The sequence below is a fragment of the Paenibacillus cremeus genome (assembly GCF_007786445.1).
GTDB classification, from domain to species: domain Bacteria; phylum Bacillota; class Bacilli; order Paenibacillales; family NBRC-103111; genus Paenibacillus_G; species Paenibacillus_G cremeus.
On sequence record NZ_VNJI01000037.1, the window covers coordinates 24,302 to 47,562 of the forward strand.

Below are 23,261 nucleotides of genomic sequence, written 5' to 3' on the forward strand. Positions count from 1 at the left end.
TCCTTTTATATAGCTGCAATCATGATGTTGATATCGTGCTGAAGGAGCGCTTCCTTCATTCGTTCCTCCGGCTCCCGGTCGGTGATGAGAATATCGATGCTCTCCAGCCCGGCCACGCGAAAAAACTGCCGCATCCCAAACTTCGTATGATCCGCCAGCACAATCACTTGGTCCGCCCGCTGGATCATCTCGCGCATGGCGTAGCCTTCTTCCTCGTACGGGTTTGTGATACCGTCCGGCGTAATCCCGCTGGTGCCGAGGATCAGCTTATCCGCCTGATAATCGCGCAGCATATCGAGCGTTCGCGCCCCGTATATAAAACGGTGCCTCGGGTGAACCTTGCCGCCCAGCAAATGGACGTCGATCCCTGGGCGCTCGTATAGAATTCCGGCAATATCGATAGAATTGGTGACAAGCACGTGGCCTTCCGTCCGGATATGCTCCGCCGCGTGAAGCACCGTCGTGGAGGCGTCCATGAACAGGTAATCGCCGTTTTTGAGCAGGGAGGCTGCGAGCCGTCCGATCGCCTGCTTGATCTGGGGCTCGGATTGAAGCCGATCGCCATAGCTGGACACCTCCTTGTTCAAGGTAGGCCAGATGGCGCCACCGCGGGTACGGAGAATTTTGCCGAGCTCCTCCAGCTTTACAATATCCCGCCGGGCCGTATCCCGGGACACCTCGAACAGCTCGCAGATGTCCTCGATCGAAATGCGATGATGCTGCTGCATATGCTGCAAAATGCCCTGTAGTCGTTCCTCTTGATACATGAGCTTGAAACCTTCTCCTTTCAAACTTCCTGATGAGCAGGGAGCTGCACGTATGAATAAGGAAATCATAAGTTAATCGCTTGAATTGTGCAAGTAAAAATAAGTAATTGTAAGCAAAATGGGTAAGCCTCGCGAAAAAATCCCGTAATGTGTTACAATGACAGGTAAAATGTTTCAGAGGAAGGATAGAGATTTTTGACGACAACACCACCCAAGAAAAAATCCAAGCCCAAGCTGCTTGAGCTTGATATTGTGCGAGCTATCGCCATTTTGGCGGTTGTAGCCATTCATTCCACCTCGGATGCGACGGTGGATCTCGCGTTTGGAAGCGGATCGCATGCGCTGTATTTGGCCATTAACAAGCTGTGCAATTTTGCCGTGCCGGTGTTTATTATGGTCAGCGGGCTTGTCCTGTTTTACCGTTACGACGGAGATTGGAGCGGGCGGCAATCGGTGCAGTTTTATTTGCGCAGGGTCAAGCAGGTGCTGTTCCCGTATTTGCTGTGGTCCTTCTTTTACTACATGTACAATCAATGGATTTATCAGCGGGCTACGCTGCATTTTAACTGGTCGGAGTTCGGTGATCTGCTCCCGTGGGCGGACGCTTCCTACCATCTGTATTTCATGGTCATTATCGTGCAGTTTTATTTGCTTTTCCCGATTATGATGTGGCTGTGCGGCTATTCTTGGTTTCGCCGAGGGCTTATATGGGTCGGGCTGCTGATTCAAGCGGTTTTCTACTCGTACAACCATTGGGTGGAGCCGATCGCTAACATGCCATCCCTGTGCGTGAACTACTTCAGCATGTTTATGCTCGGCGGTTGGATGGGGCTGAATTACGAGGTTTTCTTCGGGTGGCTGAAAAGGTGGATTGGACTCGTGCTGCCGGTCACGGTGCTTCTCGGGTGCAGCTTTATGCTGCTGTTCGTGCTGGAGGGACGGCTGCCGTTTATGCTCGAAGGGACATGGTATACGCTGCTGTTTTTTGCCTATGCCGCCTTTGCTTGCATGAGCTTCATCTGGCTTGGCCGGGTGCTGGTGAACCGCGCTCCGAAGCTGGCCCAAGCGTTCCTGTCGCTCGGCGCCGCTTCCTTCGGCATCTACCTTGTCCATCCGGCGGTACTGACCTATTGGAAGTCGCACGTGTCCAGCGATGTAGGGGATATTCGTCTGTACCACGCCTATGTCGCTGTCGCTTTTGTGCTGACTCTGTTTGTGCCGTGGCTGCTCGTCTACGGATACGGCAAATTCATGAAGCTGTTTCGCAAAAAGTCCAAGCCGGCCGCTCTTCCAGGACGCGCCTGATCGTCCCTACGCTCAAGTGCTATTTTGCAAGTCCTTCTCATACACTGTAGTGTACAAGTTTGCGCGGGTGCGCACGGCTGGGAGGGACACCGACTTGAAAGGGAAAAAAAGCTTGGTTTACATGGGACTCGCACTCGGTATGATCATTTACGCGGTGCCGCGGCTTGATTTTGGCGGCGGGCTGTCGCTGCAGTCCGTTTTTGTGGTCGCGTGGATCGGGTTTGCGCTGCTCGTGGTGGCGGCCCATCTGCATGAGCTGCTGGGTGTCGAGGAAGAAGCGAAGCGGGAGCAGCTGAGGGTGAAGCGTATGCGGCGCTGGCAGCTGGAACAGACGGTGCTGGGCAGACGGAAGCTGCTGCAGGTGAAGAAGTAAATCGTTTTGCGTAAAAAAAGAGAGTCCGCGGGGCCGTTCACACATCGGCTGGCGGGCTCTTTTGTTTGGGTCATCTCACGTCAGTGGTCGTCCAGGTCAAGCGATCAGGGCAATGGTCAGCAATTCGAACAGCACCAGCGGCAAAATCACGTTGTTATAATAGCTGTACGGGCCGTAAGGCAGCAGCGCCCGGCTGTGTCCCGGCAGCATCTGCAGATAGACGTAATAGGCATCGATATGTACGATGACACCGTCGTGCGTTTGGCCGTGGATCGTGGTTACCCGCACCTGCTTGTGCATGTGCTCCTTGCAAATCGAATGCAGCCTTTCTTTGCATTTATGCAGCGCTTCGACCATATGGGGCTCCTGCTGATAAACCTTTTGCGTCGGTCCCTCGAATGGATTAATGTCCATAGTGCAGCCACACCTCCTGTAATGTAGGCAATTTGATACATTGTATGCGATGTCCGGCAAATTCTTGTTCTTGGGCTATTCTTTTTCTGGAAAAATCTTTATACTTATAGTACAGACTGGTACAGTTGAATCGGGTGGGGGGCAAACAGATGCAGGACACGGACACAAGCTTACAGGAAGCGGCGACCAAGCACGAACAAATTATTAAATATATCGAAGGGCTTAAAATCGGCAGCAAAATTTCCGTACGCAAAATAGCGGAGAAGCTGGGTGTCAGCGAAGGGACTGCCTACCGTGCGATTAAGGAAGCGGATACACTGGGGCTTGTCGCCACCAAGGAGCGGGTCGGCACCGTGCGGGTGGAGAAGAAGCTGCGCGATCAGCTCGATAAGCTGACGTTCGCCGAGGTGGTCAACATGGTGGACGGCGAAGTGCTGGGCGGCCGTGCAGGCCTCGAGAAGACGCTGCACAAGTTTGTGATCGGCGCGATGGAGCAGGAAGCGATGATGCGCTATATCGACCCGGGCAGCCTCCTGATCGTGGGGAACCGGAGCAAAGCCCACAGCGGGGCGCTGGAGCAAGGCGCAGGCGTGCTTATTACCGGGGGCTTTGGAACGAGCGAAGAGGTCAAGAAGCTCGCCGACCAGCTGGAGCTGCCGATTATCTCCAGCAGCTATGATACGTTTACGGTCGCTTCGATGATCAACCGCGCCATCTACGACCGGCTGATCAAGAAAAAAATATTGCTGATCGAGGACATCGTCCCCAAGCAAATGCAAGTCTTCTCGCTCAAGGTGAATCATACGCTGAAGGATTGGCAGCGGCTGCATGAGGAGACCGGGCACAGCCGGTTTCCGGTGGTGGATGAATGGAACCGGGTGATCGGAATGATCACCTCGAAGGATTTGATCGGCGCCGAGCCGGACCAGACGATTGACAAGCGGATGACACGCGGGCCTGTCACGGCGGGGCCAAGCACGTCGGTCGCTTCGGCGGCGCACCTGATGGTGTGGGAGGGCATTGAGCTTTTGCCGATCGTCGATATGAACCGGAAGGTCGTGGCGGTCATCAGCCGCAAGGACGTCATGAAGGCAATGCAGCATATTCAGCGTCAGCCGCAGCACGGGGAGACATTCGAGGATTTGATCTGGTCGGGCTTTAACGAGGTCAAGGATGTGTCCGGACAGATCGTGTTCCGCGGCATCATCACACCGCAGATGACCAATCAGCTGGGGACGATGTCTGAGGGCGTGCTGACCGTACTGATGACACAGGCCGCTTACCATGCGGTGCAGGATGTGAAGAAGGGGGACCTGGTGCTCGACAACATGTCGTCGTATTTCATCAAGCCGGTACAGATCGACAGCGAGGTCGAGATCCGCGCGAAAATTATCGAGGTCAGCCGCAAATTCGGCAAAATCGATGTCGAGATGTTCCACGGTGCAGCGCTGGTGGCCAAGGCGATGCTGACGGCGCAGGTCATCGAGCAGGCGTAGAGGCGGTTAGAGGAACGGAGTTCCGTTATTGGGCAAAAATAAAGGCCCCGCTTTAAAGTAGCGGAACCTAGGATGGGGCGATTTTAACACCACGGGCAGGAAAAACCGACGAATAACGGAATCCAGTTCCCCTATTGTCCCAGTCGGCTAAAATGACTATGATTGCGGATCCCGGCAAACAGGTTGAACAGCCCCAAGAGCAGACAGATCGTTCCGAAAATGCGCCGAGTGACCGAATCGGTGAAAAAGAACAGCTGAGTAATCGCAATGATGACGAGCATTATGCCCATGGCCATGTTCATGCGGGAGGCATAGAGTCCCCGCAGCTTTGGGTCCCGTTCCCGGCGGTAACGGAAGCTGTAGAACACAGTTATGAATAACGTAACGACAATGAGTGCGCTGAGCACGATCTGAATTGTTTGCATACGGAAGCAAGCACATCCTTCTAGGACAAAGTCGCCTCCCGATCCGACAGGGACGTCGGCATCCAAGGGCATCATCTGTTTACTTTAGCGATTTTTCCCCAGAAAATCAATCTTCCTCCATATGAAACGGCTACGATACCGGGAGACGCTTCCACTCCTTGACCGTCACCCATATTTTCAGCTCCGTTTGGGTGACAACCATCCATTTGACATTTTGCACGATATAATCTTTGTCCATGACGCCGAGGTACGGCTTTTGCACCAAGATTTGTTCGTAAACGTCTGGGTTCTCGGCAAAATTGCTGATTTTCCGCCCGATGACGACCTTGCGCAGATCAGTGTGAATGCGCCGCTTCAGCTCCGCCTCGGCGAGCTTGTCCAGCACGGTGTGATCGGCGCCCTCCACATAGATATTCAGCAGATTGATCGTGCTTTGCTGGTTTTTACTTTTTTTGAGGTCGCTGATCTCGTCCGCCTGCTTGTTGTTTTCGGTGCGCAGCAGGTGATTTTGCTCGATCATGAAGCTGAGCTGCTGATGATAAATGCTCATGAACAGGGCGGCGCCGATGACCATCCCTGCAATGACCAGACCGACATAACGCAGCACGCTGCCGGTCTGCTCGGCCTTCTCAGGCGGCATCAACCGTTGCTCCCTCCTTTGCAAATCCACTGGATGAGCGTCGATCCCACATGAGCTCCTGTGAATGCGCAGACGATGTACATAATTTGCTTGATGGCTGGCGAGATATGGCCTTCAATAAAGTTCGTCTCGATCGCCCGGATCGGATCGATGGTTCCGCCGATGGCCGCGACCAAGGCCCATATTTTGATCTGCTCCGCCACGCTGGCCATGCGCCATGCCGGAGGCTCCAGCGTCAGCACGGCGCAGATGCCGGCCAGCATAGTCCCGCCCAGCACCACACCGAACGCCACCAGGAAATCGAGCAAGCATTTGGATATAAAGGATGCCACCTCTTGTCCTCCTTCCGCTTTCAAACAAGCTGTCCTCTTTCTACTCTATGGCACACCTGTTCGCATTATGCTAAAATATTATGAAAAAGCGATTATTACCTGGAAGGGGGCGGCCGGATGAGCGGCTTTGTCCATTTGCACGTCCACAGCGAGTACAGCCTTCTCGACGGCGCCGCACGGATCGACGATTTGGTCGGACAGGCAGCGAAGCTCGGGATGAAGGAGCTGGCGCTTACGGATCACGGCGTCATGTACGGCGCGATTCCTTTTTATAAAGCATGCAAGAGTCACGGCATTAAGCCGATTATCGGTTGTGAGGTTTACTATACGGCAGGGTCGCTTCGGACGAAGGGGAACCGGCAGGAGCAGCCGATCTATCATTTGCTGCTGCTGGCGAAGAATATGACCGGCTACCAGAATTTGATGAAGCTCGTCTCCATCGCGCATCTGGAGGGCTATCATTATAAGCCGCGCATCGACTTAGAGCATTTGCAGCGGTATTCGGAGGGCCTCATCTGCACAAGCTCGTGCCTCGGCAGCGAGGTGTCCCAGCATTTGCTGCACGGGCGGTATGACGAGGCGAAGGCGGCGGCGGAGCGGTACCGGGATATTTTCGGCGACGACTTCTACCTGGAGCTGCAGGATCACGGCCTGGCGGAGCAAAAGAAGGTGCTGCAGCTGATGCTGCGGCTGAGCAAGGATACGGGGATCCGGCTCGTAGCTACGAACGACGTGCATTACGTCCGGGAGCCCGATCATGCGGTGCAGGACATTCTCATTTGCATCGGAACGGGGAAAACGGTAGAGGACGAGGAGCGGCTAAAGTTTCATTCTTCGCAGCTGTATTTGAAGAGTGAGAGCGAGATGGCGCGCTTGTTTCCGCATGTGCCGGAGGCGATGGCGAACACGGTGGCGATCGCGGAGCAGTGTAATTTGGAGCTCGAATTCGGACGCTCCATCCTGCCGCAGTTCGAGCCGATTCCTGAAGGGCTGACCTCGGGCGAATATCTTGCCGAGTTGTGCCAGGAAGGGCTGAAGGCAAGATATGCGGCGCTTGAAACCTGGCAGGACGAGGCTTGGCGGGCAAACGTGCTTCAGCGTCTCGACTACGAACTGTCGGTCATTGAGCGGATGGGCTACTCCGATTATTTTTTGATTGTGTGGGACTTTATCCGCTACTCGCATGAGCAGGGCATCGTGACCGGACCGGGGCGGGGCTCGTCGGCGGGAAGCTTGGTAGCGTACGTGCTGCGGATTACCGATGTGGATCCGATCAAGTATAACCTGCTCTTCGAGCGGTTTTTGAACCCGGAGCGGGTGTCGATGCCCGATATCGATATTGACTTCAGCGATTTGCGGCGTGACGAGGTCATCGATTATGTCGTCGGCAAATATGGCCGGGACCGGGTCGCCCAAATCATCACCTTCGGGACTATGGCCGCGAAGGCGGCGGTGCGCGATGTGGGCCGGGTGCTGAACATGCCGTACAACGAGGTCGATCGGGCGGCGAAGCTGATTCCGCATCAGCTTGGCATGACGCTGTCTGAAGCGCTGGTGGCGAGCCCCGAGCTGAAGGCGCTGGCCGCCAGCCAGCCGAAGACTGCGGAGCTGCTGGAGATCGCGATGAAGGTGGAGGGCATGCCGCGCCATGCCTCCACGCATGCGGCGGGTGTCATCATCTCGCGCGAGCCGCTGACGCAGTACGTGCCGCTGCAGGAAGGGACGGAGCAGACGGCGCTGACGCAGTATCCGATGGAGCATCTGGAGGCGATCGGCCTTCTCAAGATGGATTTTCTCGGACTGCGCACGCTTTCCATTATTGAGCGCACGCTGCAATGGATTCGCGAGCAGACCGGCGAGTCGCTGGATTGGACGCAGATCTCCAAGGACGATCCGGCGACGTACGAATTGCTCAGCAAGGGTGACACGACGGGCATCTTTCAGCTCGAGTCGGCGGGAGTGCGGCGGGTGCTAAAGGAGCTGCGGCCGTCCGAATTCGAAGACATTATTTCGGTGCTCGCGCTGTACCGGCCGGGCCCGATGGAATTTATCCCAAAATATATCGGGTACAAGCACGGCCTAGAGCAGGTGGAGTATCCGCATCCGGCGCTGGAGCCGATTCTGCGGGATACGTACGGCATTATCGTATACCAGGAGCAGATCATGCAGATCGCCTCGCTGATGGCGGGCTTCAATCTCGGCGAAGCGGACCTGCTGCGCCGGGCGGTCAGCAAGAAGAAGCGGGAGGTGCTCGATGAGGAGCGCACCCACTTCGTACGGGGCAGCATGAGCCAAGGCTACAGCGAGAAGGATGCGAACCGCGTCTACGATATGATCGTCCGTTTCGCCGATTATGGCTTCCCGCGGGCGCATGCGACGGCTTACGGGGTGCTGGCGTTCCAGACCGCTTATTTGAAGGCGCATTATCCGGTGCTGTTTATGGCCTCGATGCTGACGGCGGTTATGGGGAGCCACCACAAGGTGGCGGAATATGTCGACGAATGCCGCCGGATGGGCATCGACGTACTGCCTCCTGACGTGAACGAGAGCGGGTTCCTGTTCACGCCGGTAGCTCATTCATCGGAGGAACGCAGAGGCGCCATCCGCTTCGGGCTGGCAGCGATCAAGAACGTTGGCACACACGCGATCGAGTCGATCATTGCGGAGCGCCGCACTGGACCATATGCGAGCCTGATCGATCTGTGCCGCCGAGTGGATCTGCGCGTGTGTAACAAGCGCGTGATGGAGTCGCTCATCCAGGGCGGCGCCGTCGATTCGCTGCCGGGCCACCGCTCTCAGCAGCTGGCGATGCTGGAGGGCGCGGTCGAGGCCGCGGTGAAGTGGCGCAAGGACCGCGAGGATTTGCAGCTGGTGCTCGACGGCTTTGGCTTTGAGGAGGAGGCGAACTGGGAGGTCGAATACCCCGAGATCCCGCCGTTCACCCTCACACAGAAGCTGGATTTAGAGCGGGAGCTGCTCGGGCTGTACATCTCGGGCAGTCCGATGGACGATTTCGAGCCTGTGATGCGCAAGCTGGAGATCGATCCGCTGCATCAGCTGCAGGAGTATCCGGATGGCAGCGAGGTCATGGTCGCCGGTCTTGTTTTGTCGAACAAGACGATCGTGACCAAGAAGGGGCAGCCGATGGCCTTCATGGAGCTGGAGGATCGTGTCGGAAAAGCGGAGGTCGTGCTGTTTCCCGAGGTGTGGAAGAAATTCGCGCCGCTCGTGCAGAAGGGCAAGCCGGTGCTTGTACTTGCGAAGCTGCAGCTGGGCGACGAGGACTACAAGCTGCTAGCCGATCAGCTGCTCGCGCTGAGCGATCCGCAGCTGGAGCTGAAGGCGGTGAAGGGCGCGAGCCCGCAGAGCGGCAAGCCAGGCGCCGCCCGTAGCGGAGCGCCGTCGCAGCCGGCGCAGCGCACGGGAGCGGCGACGAGGCCGCCTGCCGGGGTAGCCGCTGCAGCTGCCGCCAGGAGCCCGCAGCCGCGACCGGCTGCCGCGGGCACGGTGCCCCGGCCTGCCGGCGCCGCCGTGCAGCGCGTATATATGAAGATTTCCCCTTCGCACGAGGAGCCCTCGGTGCTCGCGGAGCTGAAGCAGCTGATCACGAAGCACAGCGGCCCGCTGCCGGTCGTGCTCTATTACGAGAAGACGCAGAAGTCGCTCGGATTGAGCGATCAATATAAAGTAAAGCCATCACCCGATCTGTTTCAACAAATTGAGCAATTGCTCGGCAAAGAAACCGTAAAGGTGAAATAAAATCCGCCTCCCCCGCATACATTTAGTAATCCACCACGAAATCGCGTTGCAACTTTACTTCACGAAGTATAGAAGGAAAGTTGTCAACCACGTTGCAATTGAACTCCGCAAGCCATCGAAGCTCAATTGCAACCACGTTGCAATTGAATTCGCGATGAATCGAATCCAATTGCAACCACGTGAAGCGCTAATTACTGAAGGAATCGGAGGAGGCGTTGTTTCGATGTCCCAGGAGCACATTATCGAATGCTTGGAGAAACGCGGCGTCACCATTAAGCAAATTGCCGATATCGTCTATCAGCTGCAGCACCCGTATAACCCTGCGCTTACAGAGCAAGCCTGCAAGGACAGTGTGCTTTCCGTGCTTAAGAAACGGGAGGTACAGTACGTGCTATACACCGGAATCGCGCTGGATGAGCTCGCGGAGAAGAAAGTGCTGCCGGAGCCGCTGCAGACGATCATGGAAACCGATGCCTCCTTGTACGGCGTCGATGAGACGCTTGCACTCGGCATCGTCCACGTGTACGGCATGATCGGCCTCACTAGCTTCGGCTACCTCGACAAGAGCAAGATCGGCGTCATCCGCGAGCTGAACGATCACCCAACGGGCATTCATGTGTTTCTGGATGACTTGATCTGCGGGCTTGCGGCGGCGGCATCGGCGCGAATCGCGCATGAGCATCAGGACGAATTGGACAGCCTTTCGGCTCCGTGAAGCCCAATATTTACCTTGAATAGACCTCCCGGCTCACCGCAATGCTCGGTTGCGGGCAAAAGTGGAACTATGATATCATTATTCCATTATGTTCGGGAGGTCTTTTTTCATGTGGACGGTAATTTACATCGCTCCGACCGCGAAAATTGCGGAAAGAATCAAGCAAAGGCTCACGGAAGAGGGCTTTCTGGTACAAGTACGCGCAATCAACATGACGAAGAACCAATTCGAGATTTTGGTGCCCGAAGGTGAAGTGGAAGAGGTTCAAGAGGTGCTGAACTCCATTTTGCATAGATCGTAACTCCTTATTGAGCCTTTGAAGATCAGGTTCAACTATTGTAAGGCGAGGTGTAGTTCATGCAATTTAAAGATTTATTCCAGAAGAAAAGAAAATATGCTACCATTCCTTCAACGGACAGGCCTGTACAAAGCCGGGTAGTGGACGGGGCTGTGGACGTTCCTGAGGAACGCCCGAAGCGTGAAATCCCGGAAGGCCTGATGAACAAGTGCCCCAAGTGCGGGACGATCCAGTACAATAAAGAGCTGGACAAGAATCTGAAGGTTTGTACGGCTTGCGGATATCACTTCAAATTGAATGCGGTCGAACGGATTCAAATGATGATGGACGGCGGAGAGTTCCAAGAGTACGACAGTGAGATGGCGTCGGTGGATCCGCTCGGTTTTCCCGACTACCCAAAGAAATATAATAAGGCCGTCGAAGCGACCGGGATGAACGATGCCGTGATTACCGGGGAAGGCACAATTGGCGGATACCGCTGTGTGCTGGCCGTAATGAGCTTCGATTTTATGGCGGGTACGCTCAGCTCAGTCGTGGGCGAGAAGGTAACCCGGGCCGTGGAGCAGGCAATCGAGAAGAAGCTGCCGATCATTATTTTTTCCACGTCGGGCGGCGCACGGATGCAGGAGAGCATTCTCTCTCTGATGCAGATGGCCAAGACGAGTGCTGCAATTGCCAAGCTGAATGAGCTGGGCGGGCTGTATATTTCCGTCATAACGGACCCTACCTATGGAGGGGTTACGGCCAGCTATGCGATGCTTGGTGATTTTGTAATTGCCGAGCCGGCTGCAGCGTTCGGCTTTGCGGGACCTCGGGTCATCGAGCAGACGATTCGCCAGAAGCTGCCGGACAATTTCCAAACGGCGGAACTGAACTTAAAGTACGGTCAGGTCGATATGGTCGTGCCACGCAAAGAGCTGCGCGGCATGCTCGCCCAATTGCTTGGCTTGCATACAGTGAAGGAGGAGACAGCTAGTGGCAAATGAATTGCCTTTTGAGCAGCCTCTTGTCGAACTGCGCGGGAAGATTGAAGAGCTGAAGAAATTCAGCACGGACAAGCAGATCGATTTCTCCGACGAAATCGCTCGTCTGGAGCAGCGCTATGAGCAGCTGGAGTCTGACTTGTACAAAAATTTAAGCGTCAAGCAAAAGATGCAGCTGGCCAGACACCCGCAGCGTCCGACGACGCTCGATTTGATCCAGCATATTTTCACGGATTTCATTGAGCTGCATGGCGACCGTCTCTATGGAGACGATCAGGCGATTGTCGGCGGAATCGGTCGATTGAATGGCGTTCCAGTAACGGTTGTTGGGCACCAGAAAGGGAAAGATACGAAAGACAACATTTCCCGCCATTTCGGTATGCCGCATCCGGAGGGCTTCCGCAAGGGGCTTCGCTTTATGAAGCAGGCTAACAAATTCAAACGTCCGATCATCACCTTTATCGATACGCCGGGAGCTTACCCGGGCAGTGCGGCAGAGGAACGGGGACAAGGCGAAGCGATCGCACGCAATCTGATGGAGATGGCCTCCTTCGGCGTGCCGATTTTGTGCGTGGTCGTCGGCGAAGGCGGCAGCGGCGGAGCGCTTGCGCTTGCTCTGGGTAACCGTGTATTTATGCTCGAGAATGCGATCTATTCGGTCATCAGTCCGGAGGGCGCAGCCTCGATTTTATATAAAGATGCTTCAAAATCGATGGAAGCGGCAGAAGCGATGAAAATAACGGCTGAAGAAGTGCTCAAGCTCGGTGTCATCGACGAAATCATACCTGAACCGAAGGGCGGAGCTCATCGGGATGTTGCTGTTCAGGCTGAGGCGATCAAGCGCGTTTTGTGGACGCATTTGCAGGAATTGTCGAAATTCGCGGAGAATGAATTAGTCGAAGACCGTTATAATAAATTCAGACAACTCGGTCGCTTCACAACCATTCAGGAGGGTAATCCAAACCATGCGTAAAACCAAGATTGTTTGTACGATCGGTCCAGTGAGCGAATCGCTGGACATGTTTAAGAAATTAATTGAAGCCGGGATGAACGTCGCTCGGCTTAACTTCTCTCACGGTGACTTTGAGGAGCATGGCAACCGAATTAAGAACGTGCGCCAGGCTTGTCAGGAAATGGGCGGCAGAACCGTTGCGATTTTGCTGGACACTAAGGGACCAGAGATCCGCACAGGGAAATTGAAGGGCGACCAAAAGGTAGAGCTGGTTCAAGATAGCATGATCACGCTCACAACCGAAGAGATCGAAGGCGACGCAGAGCGCGTTTATATTACATACAAGGACCTGTACAAAGATGTGAAGATCGGCTCCACGATCTTAATCGACGACGGTCTGATCGGCCTGACTGTAGAAGACATCCGCGGTACGGATATCGTCTGCCGCATTAAGAACGGCGGATTGCTCGGCGGGAAGAAAGGCGTTAACGTGCCTGGTGTCAAAATCAACCTGCCAGGGATTACGGAGAAGGATGCCAACGATATCATTTTCGGTATCGAGCAGGGTGTAGACTTCATCGCGGCTTCTTTCGTACGTAAAGCCAGCGACGTCATCGAAATCCGCGAAATCCTGGAGCGTCACAACGCGACGCATATCCAGATCATTTCGAAGATCGAGAACCAAGAAGGCGTGGACAACCTGGACGAAATTCTCGAGGTTTCCGACGGCTTGATGGTAGCGCGCGGCGACTTGGGCGTAGAAATTCCAGCTGAAGATGTGCCAATCGTGCAAAAAGCGATGATCAAGAAATGTAACCAAGCCGGCAAGCCGGTTATTACGGCTACGATGATGCTCGATTCGATGCAGCGCAACCCGCGTCCAACTCGCGCAGAAGCAAGTGACGTGGCGAACGCGATCTTCGACGGCTCGGATTCCGTCATGCTGTCCGGTGAAACGGCAGCCGGGAAATACCCGATCGAATCCGTTCTGACGATGGCCCGCATTGCTGAACGTGCTGAAACGGCATTGGAGCATCGCGAAATTTTCATTCGTCAAAGCAACGCGCAGCAAAAGACGGTAACGGAAGCGATCAGCCAAGCGGTAGCGAACTCCGCCTTGGATCTGGATGCGAAAGCGATCCTGACATCCACAGAGAGCGGCTATACAGCACGCATGGTATCCAAGTATCGTCCGAAGGCGCCGATCATCGCAGTTACGCCGGACGAGCGTGTGCTTCGCCGTTTGTCCCTGGTATGGGGCGTTATTCCAGTTAAAGGAGAGCATTGCGACTCCACTGACCAATTGTTCGAGCATGCGGTCGATATGAGCTTGAAGACAGGTCATGTCAGCCTCGGCGACCTCGTGGTCATTACGGCAGGCGTGCCGGTTGGCCGCTCCGGAACGACTAACCTGATCAAGGTACACCAAATCGGCGAAATGATCGCCAAGGGCCAAGGCATCGGCACACAGATCGCAACTGGCAAAGTCGTGACTGCCCGCACTGCAGAAGAAGCGAATGCCAAGGCCTCCGAAGGCTGCATCTTGGTTACCGTGACGACGGATAAAGATTACATGCCGGCATTCCAAAAGGCTGCTGCGGTCATTACCGAAACGGGGGGCATTACGTCCCATGCGGCCGTTGTAGGAATCAGCCTCAGCAAGCCGGTCATCGTTGGCGTGGAGAACGTAACGGAAATTTTGAAGGATGGAGCCGAGGTTTCGATCTATCCGGAAGTGGGCGTGATCTACTCCGGTCGGGCTCGCGTATTGTAATTTCAACTATATGAACATCAAGAGAGCGAAATCGAATACCGGTTTCGCTCTCTTTTTTGAGGTCAGGTCAAGCTGCTGATAAGCCTAGGGGGAACATAATCCACATGGAATGGTTCAAACATGAGCTGCGTGTCCGCTATCAGGAAACCGATCAGATGGGCGTCGTGTATCATGCCAATTACTTGAATTGGTTTGAAATCGGCCGAACGGAAATGATCCGGCAGCTGGGGATGGATTACCGGACGCTAGAGGAGAAGGGGCTGCTGCTGCCGGTTATCGAAGCGGAGCTGAAGTTTCGCCAGCCGGCCCGTTACGATGACGAAATCACGCTGTATACGCGGATAGTGGACTATACGAACCTTCGCCTGCAATTTATAAACGAAATTAGGCGCGGGAATGATCTGCTGGTGAGCGGGGGCACAAAGCACCTGTGGGTGGGGCGCGACTGGAAGCCCAAACGGATCGACCGGGAAGCCCCGGAGCTGTACGCCCTGCTGCAGAATATAAAATTTACGAATCAGGAAGCTTAAATCCGAGAATCTTTACATAAAATTTACAAAACACCGTTCTTCCACTAACATTGTCGAATTATGATGAAAGAAAAGCGTTGGATTTCGGGCTTCGAATGACCAAAACGCACGATACCATGGAGGTTTAGATTACGATGAACACCGTAGCTCGGGAAACGGCAAACAACTATTTGAACCGGGATTTAAGCTGGGTGGAATTCAACTGGCGTGTGCTGGAGGAAGCGCAGGATCCGACTACTCCGCTGTTAGAGCGGGTGAAGTTTCTCTCAATCGTATCTTCGAATCTGGACGAGTTTATGAGCGTTCGTGTGGCGGGCATTAAGGATCAGCTGAAGGCAGGCTATACGAAGAAGGATTTTACAGGCTACACCCCCGCAGGGCTGTTCAAGCGCATCATGAAGCGGTCCGCCAAAATGGTGGGAGAGCAATACAAAACCTTCCGCGACATTGTGAGACAGCTGGCCAAAGAAGACATTTTGTTCAGCGATTACGAGGACTTGAATCAAACCCAGCGCAAAGCGATGGATGAATATTATCATGAAATTGTGTTTCCGGTTCTGACTCCGATGGCGGTCGATCAGGCGCGTCCTTTTCCGCTAGTACATACGCAGGCACTTTATTTGGCTGTCCTGCTGATGAAAGAGGGAGATGACCCGGAGGATGAGCCGTATTTTGCCATTGTGCAGGTGCCGTCCAATCTGTCCCGCTATATTCCGATTCCCGGGCGCACGAACAGCAAGAAACACGAGTTCATTCTGATGGAAGAGTTGATCGAGCACCATATCCAGACGCTGTTCAGCGGCTACATTCCGCTCTCTGTGCATGGCTTCAGGCTGACACGGAACGCGGACCTGTCCTTGAATGAAGAAGGCGCGGAGGACTTGCTGGAGGAGATCGAAACTCAGCTGCGCAAACGTCGCTGGGGCGACCCGGTCCGGCTGGAAGTGCAGAAAGGCATCCATCCATATGCGTTGACGCAGCTGATGGAAGAGTTCGAGATTTCGGAAAACATTTTTGAAATTGACGGTCCGCTCGATCTGACCTATTTCATGAAGCTGGCCGGCTCGCTGCAAGGCTATGAGCATTTGCGCTACAAGCCGATTGAACCGGAATATCCGGCGGAGCTCGATGATACGGACGATCTGTTCCAAAAGCTGAGGCAGCAGGATGTACTGGTATATCATCCGTACGAATCGTTCGATGCCGTGACGGATTTCGTCTGCCAGGCGGCGTACGACCCTCAAGTGCTCGCGATCAAAATGACGCTATACCGCGTGAGCGGCAACTCGCCTCTTATTCAAGCGCTGGCGCGTGCGGCGGAGTCTGGCAAGCAGGTGACGGTGGTCGTGGAGCTGAAAGCACGGTTTGACGAGGAGCGGAACATCGCGTGGGCTAGAAAGCTGGAGCAGTCGGGCTGCCATGTCGTTTATGGCTTGGTCGGCCTCAAAACACACGCCAAAATTACGCTCGTCGTTCGCCAAGAAGCGGATGGACTGCGCCGCTATGTGCATGTGGGCACAGGCAACTATAATGATAACACCGCGAAGCTGTATACGGATGTGGGGCTGTTTACTTCCCATAAGGTGATCGGGGAGGACGCCTCCGCCTTGTTCAATGAGGTGACTGGCTACTCCGCGCCGCACAATTGGAAGGCCTTTGGCGTGGCTCCTACAGATATGAAGGATAAGCTGTTTGAAAAGATCCGCCGTGAAGCGAAGCACGCCGCAGAAGGGAAGCCGGCACGCATTATTGCCAAGTTCAACGCCTTGTCCAATCAAGACATGGTGGATGTGCTGTATGAGGCTTCTCAAGCAGGGGTCAAAATCGATCTTGTCGTCCGGGGCGTGTGCTGTTTGCGTCCTGGAGTACCAGGGTTAAGCGAGCATATTACCGTACGCAGCGTCGTCGATCGCTTTTTGGAGCATTCCCGCATCTTTTATTTCGAAAATGGCGGTGAGCCTGAGGTTTACATTGCCAGTGCAGACTGGATGACCCGTAACTTGACCCGCCGAGTTGAGCTGATGTGCCCGGTGGTCGATAAAAACATTCAGCAATCGCTGATTCGCATTCTGCAGCTGAGCTGGGAGGACAATGTAAAAGCCCGCCAGCTGATGCCTAGCGGGTTGTATGAGCGGGTGAAAGCGAGCGGCGAGCCGCCGCTGCGCAGCCAATTTGAAGCCATGCGAATCAGTTCGTGGAAAGCGTTGGCTCAAGAAGTGTAACCTGGGTTTGAATTGGAATACCCCAAGCCTTCTTAAATTCTTTAAGTAAACCTTCGACCTCTCTGCATTCGGCAGAGGGGTCGTGTTTGGTTTGCAGCTGCAGCTGCAAGGAGCCGCCCTCCGACACGACGCGAGTAAGCTCGAACGGCTGAGTCTCGCTGATATCCAATGCGATCGACAGCCGGAGCAAGAACCCCAAGCGAGCAATGAGATCCACATCGGATTCTTGCAAAATGTCTTTGTACGGCACATATTGCTGCTTGGTTCGCGGTTTCGTTTTGAAGGTGGCTATGAAGGCGGCCAGCAGAATCTCTCTATGGCTGAGCCCGTCAATCCGCGTATTGGCGATCATGTGGAACGAATGCTTGGCATACTGATAGTAGTTTATTGAAGCGCCGATTCGGTACAGCTTTGCTGCCGTTTGCAGGCACAGACGAATTCTCGAGTCGTATTTATGCAAGCCGGCATTCGCCGCGGCGTCATAGAGCATTAATGCGGTCTCGCAGACAAAGGCACTATGTGCAGGCGGAGCAGTGGAATGCAAGGCCAGCAGGTTATCGACACTGCGCTCCGCCACAGGGCGGTTAGCTTCCGCGGCATCGGTTTGCTCGAAGCTTTCGAAGAACAAGCCGTCCCTCAGGCCCGCACCGCTTACCACGTAATGCTTAGCGCCAGTCGCTTGAAAGAGCGTGTGTAAAATGAGCAGGCCAGGAACGATGATATCGTGCCGGTCTTTGGCTAAGCCGTCAACCTTCTTGCGTTTTTCACCCGAAAGCTTGGTGAGCCAATGCACCAGCTCATCCATATCGGCTGCAGAAATGATATAGTTATGGGTCGTTTGCAAGGAATATTTTTTCTTGCGCTGATTGATTTTACATAGCGTTCGAATCGCGCCTCCTAGACCGACAAGCGGCAGCCCTGACGCTTCTTTGATCCACGGCTCCTGAGCAAACGCTTGCTCAGCCATGGCACGGATGCTGCGCAGCTGCTCCTCTTGAAATTCGCCGTTAGGGGCGAATTTGCGTGTCGTGTTGACCGCGCCGAACGGGAAGGACATGCTGCGAAGGCGCTTACCCTCGCGGAATAAGGAAACCTCGGTGCTGCCGCCGCCGATGTCGACCAGAAACCCATCGGGAATATCCATCGTATGAGCCATGCCTAGAAATCCGATGCGGGCCTCGTCTTCACCCGATAAGATCTCGATTGGGAAGCCGGTTGCCCGGGAGAGCTGATCTACGATCTCTTGTGAATTGGTTGCATTGCGAATGGCGGCGGTGGCGGCCACTCGACATTTCTCCACTCCATGAGCGAGGCAGATCCGTTTAAAATGCATTAAAGTGCTGATGAGCCGCTCAATTTCCGACGGGGGAAGCGATCCGTCCGCAGCAATCCGCCCACTGAGCCTGGCGGATTCTTTGAATTCGCTGATCACGCGGTACGCACCGTTTTTTCGTTGCTCATAGATCGCGAGTCGAATCGAGTTGGAGCCGATATCGATGATACCAATGCTGCAGCTGATGTCCATAAGCCAAACCCCCTGTTTCCTAAACCTATAGGTTTTATTTTATCATCCTTTCCCGGCACGTCCAAGTGACAGCTAGCTACCCCGATTGCTAGATTGACTCTGCTATTTTCCGAGGGTAAAATTAAAGGAGTACGGGAGGGGGCTAGTTATGGAGCGTGAATGGATGGATGCTTTTCGGCTTGTGATGAGAGAAGAGTTGGAGCCGTTCAAGCAGGAGCTAAAAGCGGAGATGACGTCGTTTAAGCAAGATATACAAGCGGAAATGACATCGTTTAAGCAAGAATTGCGAGCTGAGATGACGTCGTTTAAGCAAGATATGCAAGCGGAGATTGTTTCGCTTAAGCGAGAAATGGAAGTCCGTTTCGACCGGGTGGACGAGCGTCTGGATCGCATCGAAGTGTTTCAGAACGAAGACGTCGTTGCGATGCTCCATGTGATCCAGGGGAAAATAGAAACCTGCGCTTCGAAAGAAGATGTCATGTATCTGGCTGGAAAACTTGGCGAGCACGACTTGGCATTGGATCAACTGAAGCGGGTAAAATAAAATCGGATTACATAGACAACGGCGCGGCCAAGGAGGCAGCGTCTTTTTTGTCGAATCTCCGGTATAATATAGCAGCAATTAGAAAAGCTTAAACAGTGGATGTAAGTGTGGTTACTCATGGCGAGTATCACGGAAGCAGGAAGAGGCTTGTCAGCGATACAAGTTTTTCTTATGGTGCTGATAATGAACTTTTATGTCTAACTTTGTTCACATTGGCTGGCAAATCCTTTATAGTAGACATATGTGAAATTGAACGCAAAAGGAGAGATTTTCTTGACAGCAACCAAAGGTTTGGAAGGAATCGTTGCCACAACGTCCTCCATCAGCTCCATCATTGACGGTGTGCTTACCTATCGGGGCATCAACATCGACGATCTTGCAGAGAAAGCCACATTCGAAGAGGTAGTATACTTGTTATGGTACGGCAAGCTGCCTAATCGCTCCGAGCTGAATCAACTGCTGAGCGATCTGAGCAAGTATGCTCAAATTCCGCAGCAAGTGCTGGATCAAATCAAGCTGTATCCCAAAGACGTAAACTCTATGGCAGCTCTTCGTACAGCAGTTTCCAGCTTGGCCCTGTATGATGAAGAAGCTAATGATATGACTCCAGAAGCGAACCTGCGCAAAGCAATCAAGCTGCAAGCACAGCTGACGACGATTGTGGCGGCATTCGCACGCATTCGCCAAGGCCAAGAGCCAATCGCACCGAAGTCCGGCGTTTCCATCGCTGAGAACTTCCTGTATATGCTCACTGGCAAGCAGCCGGAAAAAATCGCAATTGAAGCACTGGACAAAGCGCTTGTCCTGCATGCGGATCATGAGCTGAACGCTTCGACGTTCGCTGCACGCGTAACCGTAGCGACGCTGTCCGATATTTACTCTGGTGTGACTTCCGCGATCGGCGCCCTCAAGGGGCCTTTGCACGGCGGCGCGAATGAAGCGGTAATGGCGATGCTCGAAGAGATCGGCACAGCCGACAACGTAACCAACTACATCAACGAGAAGCTGGCTAACAAAGAGAAGATCATGGGCTTCGGGCACCGTGTATACAAGAACGGCGACCCACGCGCGAAGCATCTTCAGAAGATGTCTCAAGAGCTCGGCAAAATTACCGGCAACATGAATTGGTACGATATGTCGATCCAAATCGAAGAACTGGTTACCGGCCAAAAAGGTCTGAAGCCAAACGTGGACTTCTACTCCGCGTCTGTCTATACATCTCTTGAAATTCCGCGCGACTTGTTCACGCCGATCTTCGCTATCAGCCGTACATCCGGATGGACAGCACACATTCTCGAGCAATACGAGAACAACCGCTTGATCCGCCCACGCGCCGAATATACAGGTCCATCGCATCAGGCGTTCACTCCGATCGAGCAGCGCTAATGACTACTCGGTAACGGTACAACCTTAATTCGCTCAGTTATTCAACGGGCTGCTGCGGTGCAATGTTCGGAGCGTTTTTTCCTTAAGGCTCCATGGGACTAGCGCCGCGGCTCCCGTTCGTTTTTGAGATAAACGAATGACACGTATCACGTCAGCATATGCTGACCTATAATAAGAGGAGGCTTACATATCTCATGCCACAATTCGAACAATATTCCCTGCCAACAGAAGGCGAAAAAATCACAATCACTAACGGCAAGTTGAACGTTCCTAACAACCCGATCATTCCTTTCATCGAGGGTGACGGCACAGGTCCGGACATCTGGGCTGCTTCCAAGCGCGTGCTTGACGCTGCAGTAGAGAAAGCATACAAAGGCGAGAAGAAAATCGCTTGGTACGAAGTATTCGCCGGTGAGAAAGCATTCAACCAATACAACAACTGGCTGCCTAACGATACTTTGGAAGCGATCCGCGAGTACATTGTTGCAATCAAAGGACCTTTGACTACGCCAATCGGCGGCGGGATCCGTTCTTTGAACGTTGCTCTTCGTCAAGAGCTTGACCTGTACGTTTGCTCCCGTCCAGTTCGATACTTCAAAGGCGTGCCTTCCCCAGTAAAACGTCCTGAGCTGGTTGACATGGTGATTTTCCGTGAAAACACAGAGGACATCTACGCAGGTATCGAGTGGGCTGCAGGCTCCGAAGAAGTGAAGAAAGTGCTGGCGTTCCTGCAAAACGAGATGGGCGTGAAGAAAATTCGTTTCCCTGAGACTTCCGGTATCGGCGTGAAGCCGGTTTCCTCCGAAGGCTCCAAGCGTTTGGTTCGCGCTGCAATCGAGTACGCTATCGAGCATAACCGTAAGAGCGTGACACTGGTTCACAAAGGCAACATCATGAAGTTCACGGAAGGTGCCTTCAAAAACTGGGGCTATGAGCTGGCTGAGCAAGAATTCGGCGACAAAACCTTCACATGGGCTCAATACGATAAAATTAAAGAAGCACAAGGCGCAGACGCTGCTAACAAGGCTCAAAAAGAAGCGGAAGCTGCCGGTAAAATCATCGTTAAGGACGCGATTGCAGACATCGCTCTGCAGCAAGTATTGACTCGTCCAACTGACTTCGACGTCATCGCTACGCTGAACCTGAACGGCGACTACTTGTCCGACGCTCTGGCTGCTCAAGTTGGCGGTATCGGTATCGCTCCAGGCGCAAACATTAACTACGTAACGGGTCACGCGATCTTCGAAGCTACTCATGGTACAGCTCCGAAATATGCTGGTCTTGACGTGGTTAACCCAGGCTCCGTAATTCTGTCCGGCGTTATGATGCTTGAGCATCTGGGCTGGCTGGAAGCAGCTGAACTGATCTACAAAGGGATGGAAACTGCGATCAACAACAAGACAGTTACTTACGACTTCGCACGTTTGATGGAAGGCGCTACGGAAGTAAAATGCTCCGAGTTCGCTAACCAAATTATCGAAAACTTCTAATATTGGGCAATAGGAACCAAGGGGACGGTGCGGTCAGGCTAGCGCTTGACTGCACGGCCCCAGGGTTCGCCCGTGGACGACGAGTGGCGGTTCTCGCAAGATGATACACCAATGGATTTTGGTGAGGGGAACGCGACTTTTTTTGTATTTACCGTGATCGCGGGGAATACAAAGGATCGCTTATCATGCTTGCGAGGGCACATGAATGGGAGGCTCGTTGGAGAACGCGTTTGTCGAAGAGCGCTTAAGGTCACAATCTTATTTAAGAAGACCTTTAAATCTAAATCCATGCACAGGAGGCAATAACATATGGCTATCCAACGCAAAAAGATTACCGTTGTAGGCGCAGGCTTCACAGGCGCAACAACAGCTCTGATGCTCGCGCAAAAAGAACTCGGCGACGTCGTACTGCTCGACATTCCGCAGCTTGAAAATCCAACCAAGGGGAAAGCTCTCGACATGCTCGAGGCTTCGCCGGTGCAAGGCTTCGATGCCAACATCATCGGCACATCCAACTATGATGATACGAGCAATTCGGATATTGTCATCATCACTGCAGGGATCGCACGGAAGCCCGGCATGAGCCGTGACGACCTCGTCAATACCAACGCAGGCATTGTAAAATCCGTTTGCGAAAACATCAAGAGAACGAGCCCGGAAACGATCGTCATCATTCTCAGTAACCCTGTTGATGCTATGACGTATGTGGCATTCCAAGCACTCGGCTTTCCGAAAAATCGCGTCATCGGTCAATCGGGTGTGCTTGACACTGCCCGATACTGCACATTCATAGCGCAGGAGCTGAACGTATCCGTGGAAGATGTTCGCGGCTTCGTGCTCGGCGGCCACGGCGATGACATGGTTCCGCTCGTACGTTACTCCAACGTGGGCGGAATTCCGATCGAGAAGCTGATCTCCGCAGACCGCATCGAAGCGATTGTGGCACGCACACGTACAGGTGGCGGCGAGATCGTCAACCTGCTCGGCAACGGCTCCGCTTACTATGCACCGGCAGCGTCCTTGGTGCAAATGACGGAAGCGATCTTGAAGGATAAGAAGCGCATCATTCCTTCTATCGCCTTGCTGGAGGGCGAATACGGCTATGACAACCTGTTCATGGGCGTACCGACCTTGCTCGGCGGCAGCGGGATCGAGAAAATTTTCGAGCTCGAATTGCTCCCGGAAGAAAAAGCGGCGCTCGACAAATCCGCCGATTCCGTACGCAATGTCATTAAAGTGGTAACCGGTTAATTCCGGTAGCCTCGAGAAATAATAGCGGCAGTACTGGGCGAGAACGATCGTCCGGGACTGCCGCTGTTTTATTTTTTGCA

21 protein-coding genes are annotated in these 23,261 nt (G+C 53.8%); 15 read left to right on the forward strand and 6 right to left on the reverse strand.

The features are described 5' to 3' along the window. Window positions 1-5: 5 nt before the first annotated feature. Window positions 6-767 (reverse strand): DeoR/GlpR family DNA-binding transcription regulator, encoded by a 762-nt coding sequence (locus FPZ49_RS23820; protein WP_144851771.1) that lies wholly within the window; start codon window positions 765-767, stop codon window positions 6-8. Window positions 768-962: 195 nt separating this feature from the next. Here FPZ49_RS23820 and FPZ49_RS23825 point away from each other — a divergent pair, with 195 nt between their 5' ends. Both FPZ49_RS23825 and FPZ49_RS23830 read left to right on the forward strand, forming a co-directional pair. Continuing rightward, complete coding sequence (locus FPZ49_RS23825) at window positions 963-2,072, forward strand: acyltransferase (RefSeq protein WP_144851773.1); 1,110 nt, start codon at window positions 963-965, stop codon at window positions 2,070-2,072. A 94-nt stretch (window positions 2,073-2,166) separates the two neighbouring features. Beyond that, window positions 2,167-2,445, forward strand: coding sequence for a hypothetical protein (locus FPZ49_RS23830; protein WP_261381572.1), 279 nt, complete (start codon window positions 2,167-2,169; stop codon window positions 2,443-2,445). Window positions 2,446-2,541: 96 nt separating this feature from the next. On the opposite strand, the gene FPZ49_RS23835 is transcribed toward FPZ49_RS23830, so the two are convergent. Continuing rightward, window positions 2,542-2,859 carry a hypothetical protein gene (locus tag FPZ49_RS23835; protein WP_144851775.1) on the reverse strand — a complete coding sequence of 106 codons (318 nt, stop codon included), beginning with the start codon at window positions 2,857-2,859 and terminating at the stop codon, window positions 2,542-2,544. Between the two features lie 149 nt (window positions 2,860-3,008). Here FPZ49_RS23835 and FPZ49_RS23840 point away from each other — a divergent pair, with 149 nt between their 5' ends. After that, complete coding sequence (locus FPZ49_RS23840; RefSeq protein WP_144851777.1) at window positions 3,009-4,355, forward strand: DRTGG domain-containing protein; 1,347 nt, start codon at window positions 3,009-3,011, stop codon at window positions 4,353-4,355. A gap of 131 nt (window positions 4,356-4,486) precedes the next feature. On the opposite strand, the gene FPZ49_RS23845 is transcribed toward FPZ49_RS23840, so the two are convergent. From FPZ49_RS23845 to FPZ49_RS23855, 3 genes are all read right to left on the reverse strand, one after another. Next, window positions 4,487-4,780: a YtpI family protein gene (locus FPZ49_RS23845; RefSeq protein ID WP_144851779.1), complete on the reverse strand. Its 294-nt coding sequence runs from the start codon at window positions 4,778-4,780 to the stop codon at window positions 4,487-4,489. Between the two features lie 130 nt (window positions 4,781-4,910). Then, window positions 4,911-5,420: a hypothetical protein gene (locus tag FPZ49_RS23850; RefSeq protein WP_144851781.1), complete on the reverse strand. Its 510-nt coding sequence runs from the start codon at window positions 5,418-5,420 to the stop codon at window positions 4,911-4,913. Next, on the reverse strand, window positions 5,420-5,752 hold the full coding sequence (locus FPZ49_RS23855; protein ID WP_144851783.1) for a YtrH family sporulation protein: 333 nt from the start codon (window positions 5,750-5,752) through the stop codon (window positions 5,420-5,422). The genes FPZ49_RS23850 and FPZ49_RS23855 overlap by 1 nt, the downstream gene beginning before the upstream one ends. A 117-nt stretch (window positions 5,753-5,869) precedes the next feature. Between FPZ49_RS23855 and FPZ49_RS23860 the strand changes: the two genes are divergently transcribed. The 8 genes from FPZ49_RS23860 to FPZ49_RS23895 all read left to right on the forward strand — a co-directional run bounded on the left by FPZ49_RS23860 (window position 5,870) and on the right by FPZ49_RS23895 (window position 16,985). Then, a complete protein-coding gene (locus FPZ49_RS23860; protein ID WP_144851785.1) occupies window positions 5,870-9,511 on the forward strand; it encodes a DNA polymerase III subunit alpha in 3,642 nt (1,213 codons plus the stop codon). Window positions 9,512-9,734: 223 nt separating this feature from the next. Beyond that, the gene (locus FPZ49_RS23865) at window positions 9,735-10,226 is read left to right on the forward strand and encodes a phosphatidylglycerophosphatase A family protein (protein WP_144851787.1); all 492 of its coding nucleotides are present in this window, start codon (window positions 9,735-9,737) and stop codon (window positions 10,224-10,226) included. A gap of 109 nt (window positions 10,227-10,335) precedes the next feature. Then, window positions 10,336-10,527: a glutamate decarboxylase gene (locus tag FPZ49_RS23870; protein ID WP_144851789.1), complete on the forward strand. Its 192-nt coding sequence runs from the start codon at window positions 10,336-10,338 to the stop codon at window positions 10,525-10,527. Between the two features lie 56 nt (window positions 10,528-10,583). Beyond that, complete coding sequence (gene accD, locus FPZ49_RS23875) at window positions 10,584-11,510, forward strand: acetyl-CoA carboxylase, carboxyltransferase subunit beta (protein WP_144851791.1); 927 nt, start codon at window positions 10,584-10,586, stop codon at window positions 11,508-11,510. Continuing rightward, entirely contained in the window at window positions 11,500-12,480 is a 981-nt protein-coding gene (gene accA, locus FPZ49_RS23880; RefSeq protein ID WP_144851793.1) for an acetyl-CoA carboxylase carboxyl transferase subunit alpha, read from the forward strand. The genes accD and accA overlap by 11 nt, the downstream gene beginning before the upstream one ends. After that, window positions 12,473-14,233, forward strand: coding sequence for a pyruvate kinase (pyk, locus tag FPZ49_RS23885; protein ID WP_144851795.1), 1,761 nt, complete (start codon window positions 12,473-12,475; stop codon window positions 14,231-14,233). Before accA ends, pyk begins: the two co-directional genes overlap by 8 nt. Before the next feature lie 104 nt (window positions 14,234-14,337). Next, window positions 14,338-14,763, forward strand: coding sequence for an acyl-CoA thioesterase (locus tag FPZ49_RS23890; protein WP_144851797.1), 426 nt, complete (start codon window positions 14,338-14,340; stop codon window positions 14,761-14,763). 134 nt (window positions 14,764-14,897) lie between these two features. Next, window positions 14,898-16,985 (forward strand): RNA degradosome polyphosphate kinase, encoded by a 2,088-nt coding sequence (locus FPZ49_RS23895; RefSeq protein WP_144851799.1) that lies wholly within the window; start codon window positions 14,898-14,900, stop codon window positions 16,983-16,985. Here FPZ49_RS23895 and FPZ49_RS23900 read toward each other — a convergent pair. Continuing rightward, entirely contained in the window at window positions 16,951-18,510 is a 1,560-nt protein-coding gene (locus tag FPZ49_RS23900; RefSeq protein WP_144851801.1) for a Ppx/GppA family phosphatase, read from the reverse strand. The two genes, FPZ49_RS23895 and FPZ49_RS23900, sit on opposite strands and share 35 nt — an antisense overlap. 148 nt (window positions 18,511-18,658) lie before the next feature. On the opposite strand from FPZ49_RS23900, the gene FPZ49_RS23905 reads away from it, so the two are divergent. From FPZ49_RS23905 to mdh, 4 genes are all read left to right on the forward strand, one after another. Next, window positions 18,659-19,054, forward strand: coding sequence for a DUF1640 domain-containing protein (locus FPZ49_RS23905; protein WP_144851803.1), 396 nt, complete (start codon window positions 18,659-18,661; stop codon window positions 19,052-19,054). Window positions 19,055-19,327: 273 nt separating this feature from the next. Further along, on the forward strand, window positions 19,328-20,440 hold the full coding sequence (gene citZ / locus FPZ49_RS23910) for a citrate synthase (RefSeq protein WP_144851805.1): 1,113 nt from the start codon (window positions 19,328-19,330) through the stop codon (window positions 20,438-20,440). Between the two features lie 194 nt (window positions 20,441-20,634). Beyond that, the gene (gene icd, locus FPZ49_RS23915; protein WP_144851807.1) at window positions 20,635-21,930 is read left to right on the forward strand and encodes an NADP-dependent isocitrate dehydrogenase; all 1,296 of its coding nucleotides are present in this window, start codon (window positions 20,635-20,637) and stop codon (window positions 21,928-21,930) included. A gap of 309 nt (window positions 21,931-22,239) precedes the next feature. After that, window positions 22,240-23,181, forward strand: coding sequence for a malate dehydrogenase (gene mdh / locus FPZ49_RS23920; protein ID WP_144851809.1), 942 nt, complete (start codon window positions 22,240-22,242; stop codon window positions 23,179-23,181). Window positions 23,182-23,261: the final 80 nt, after the last annotated feature.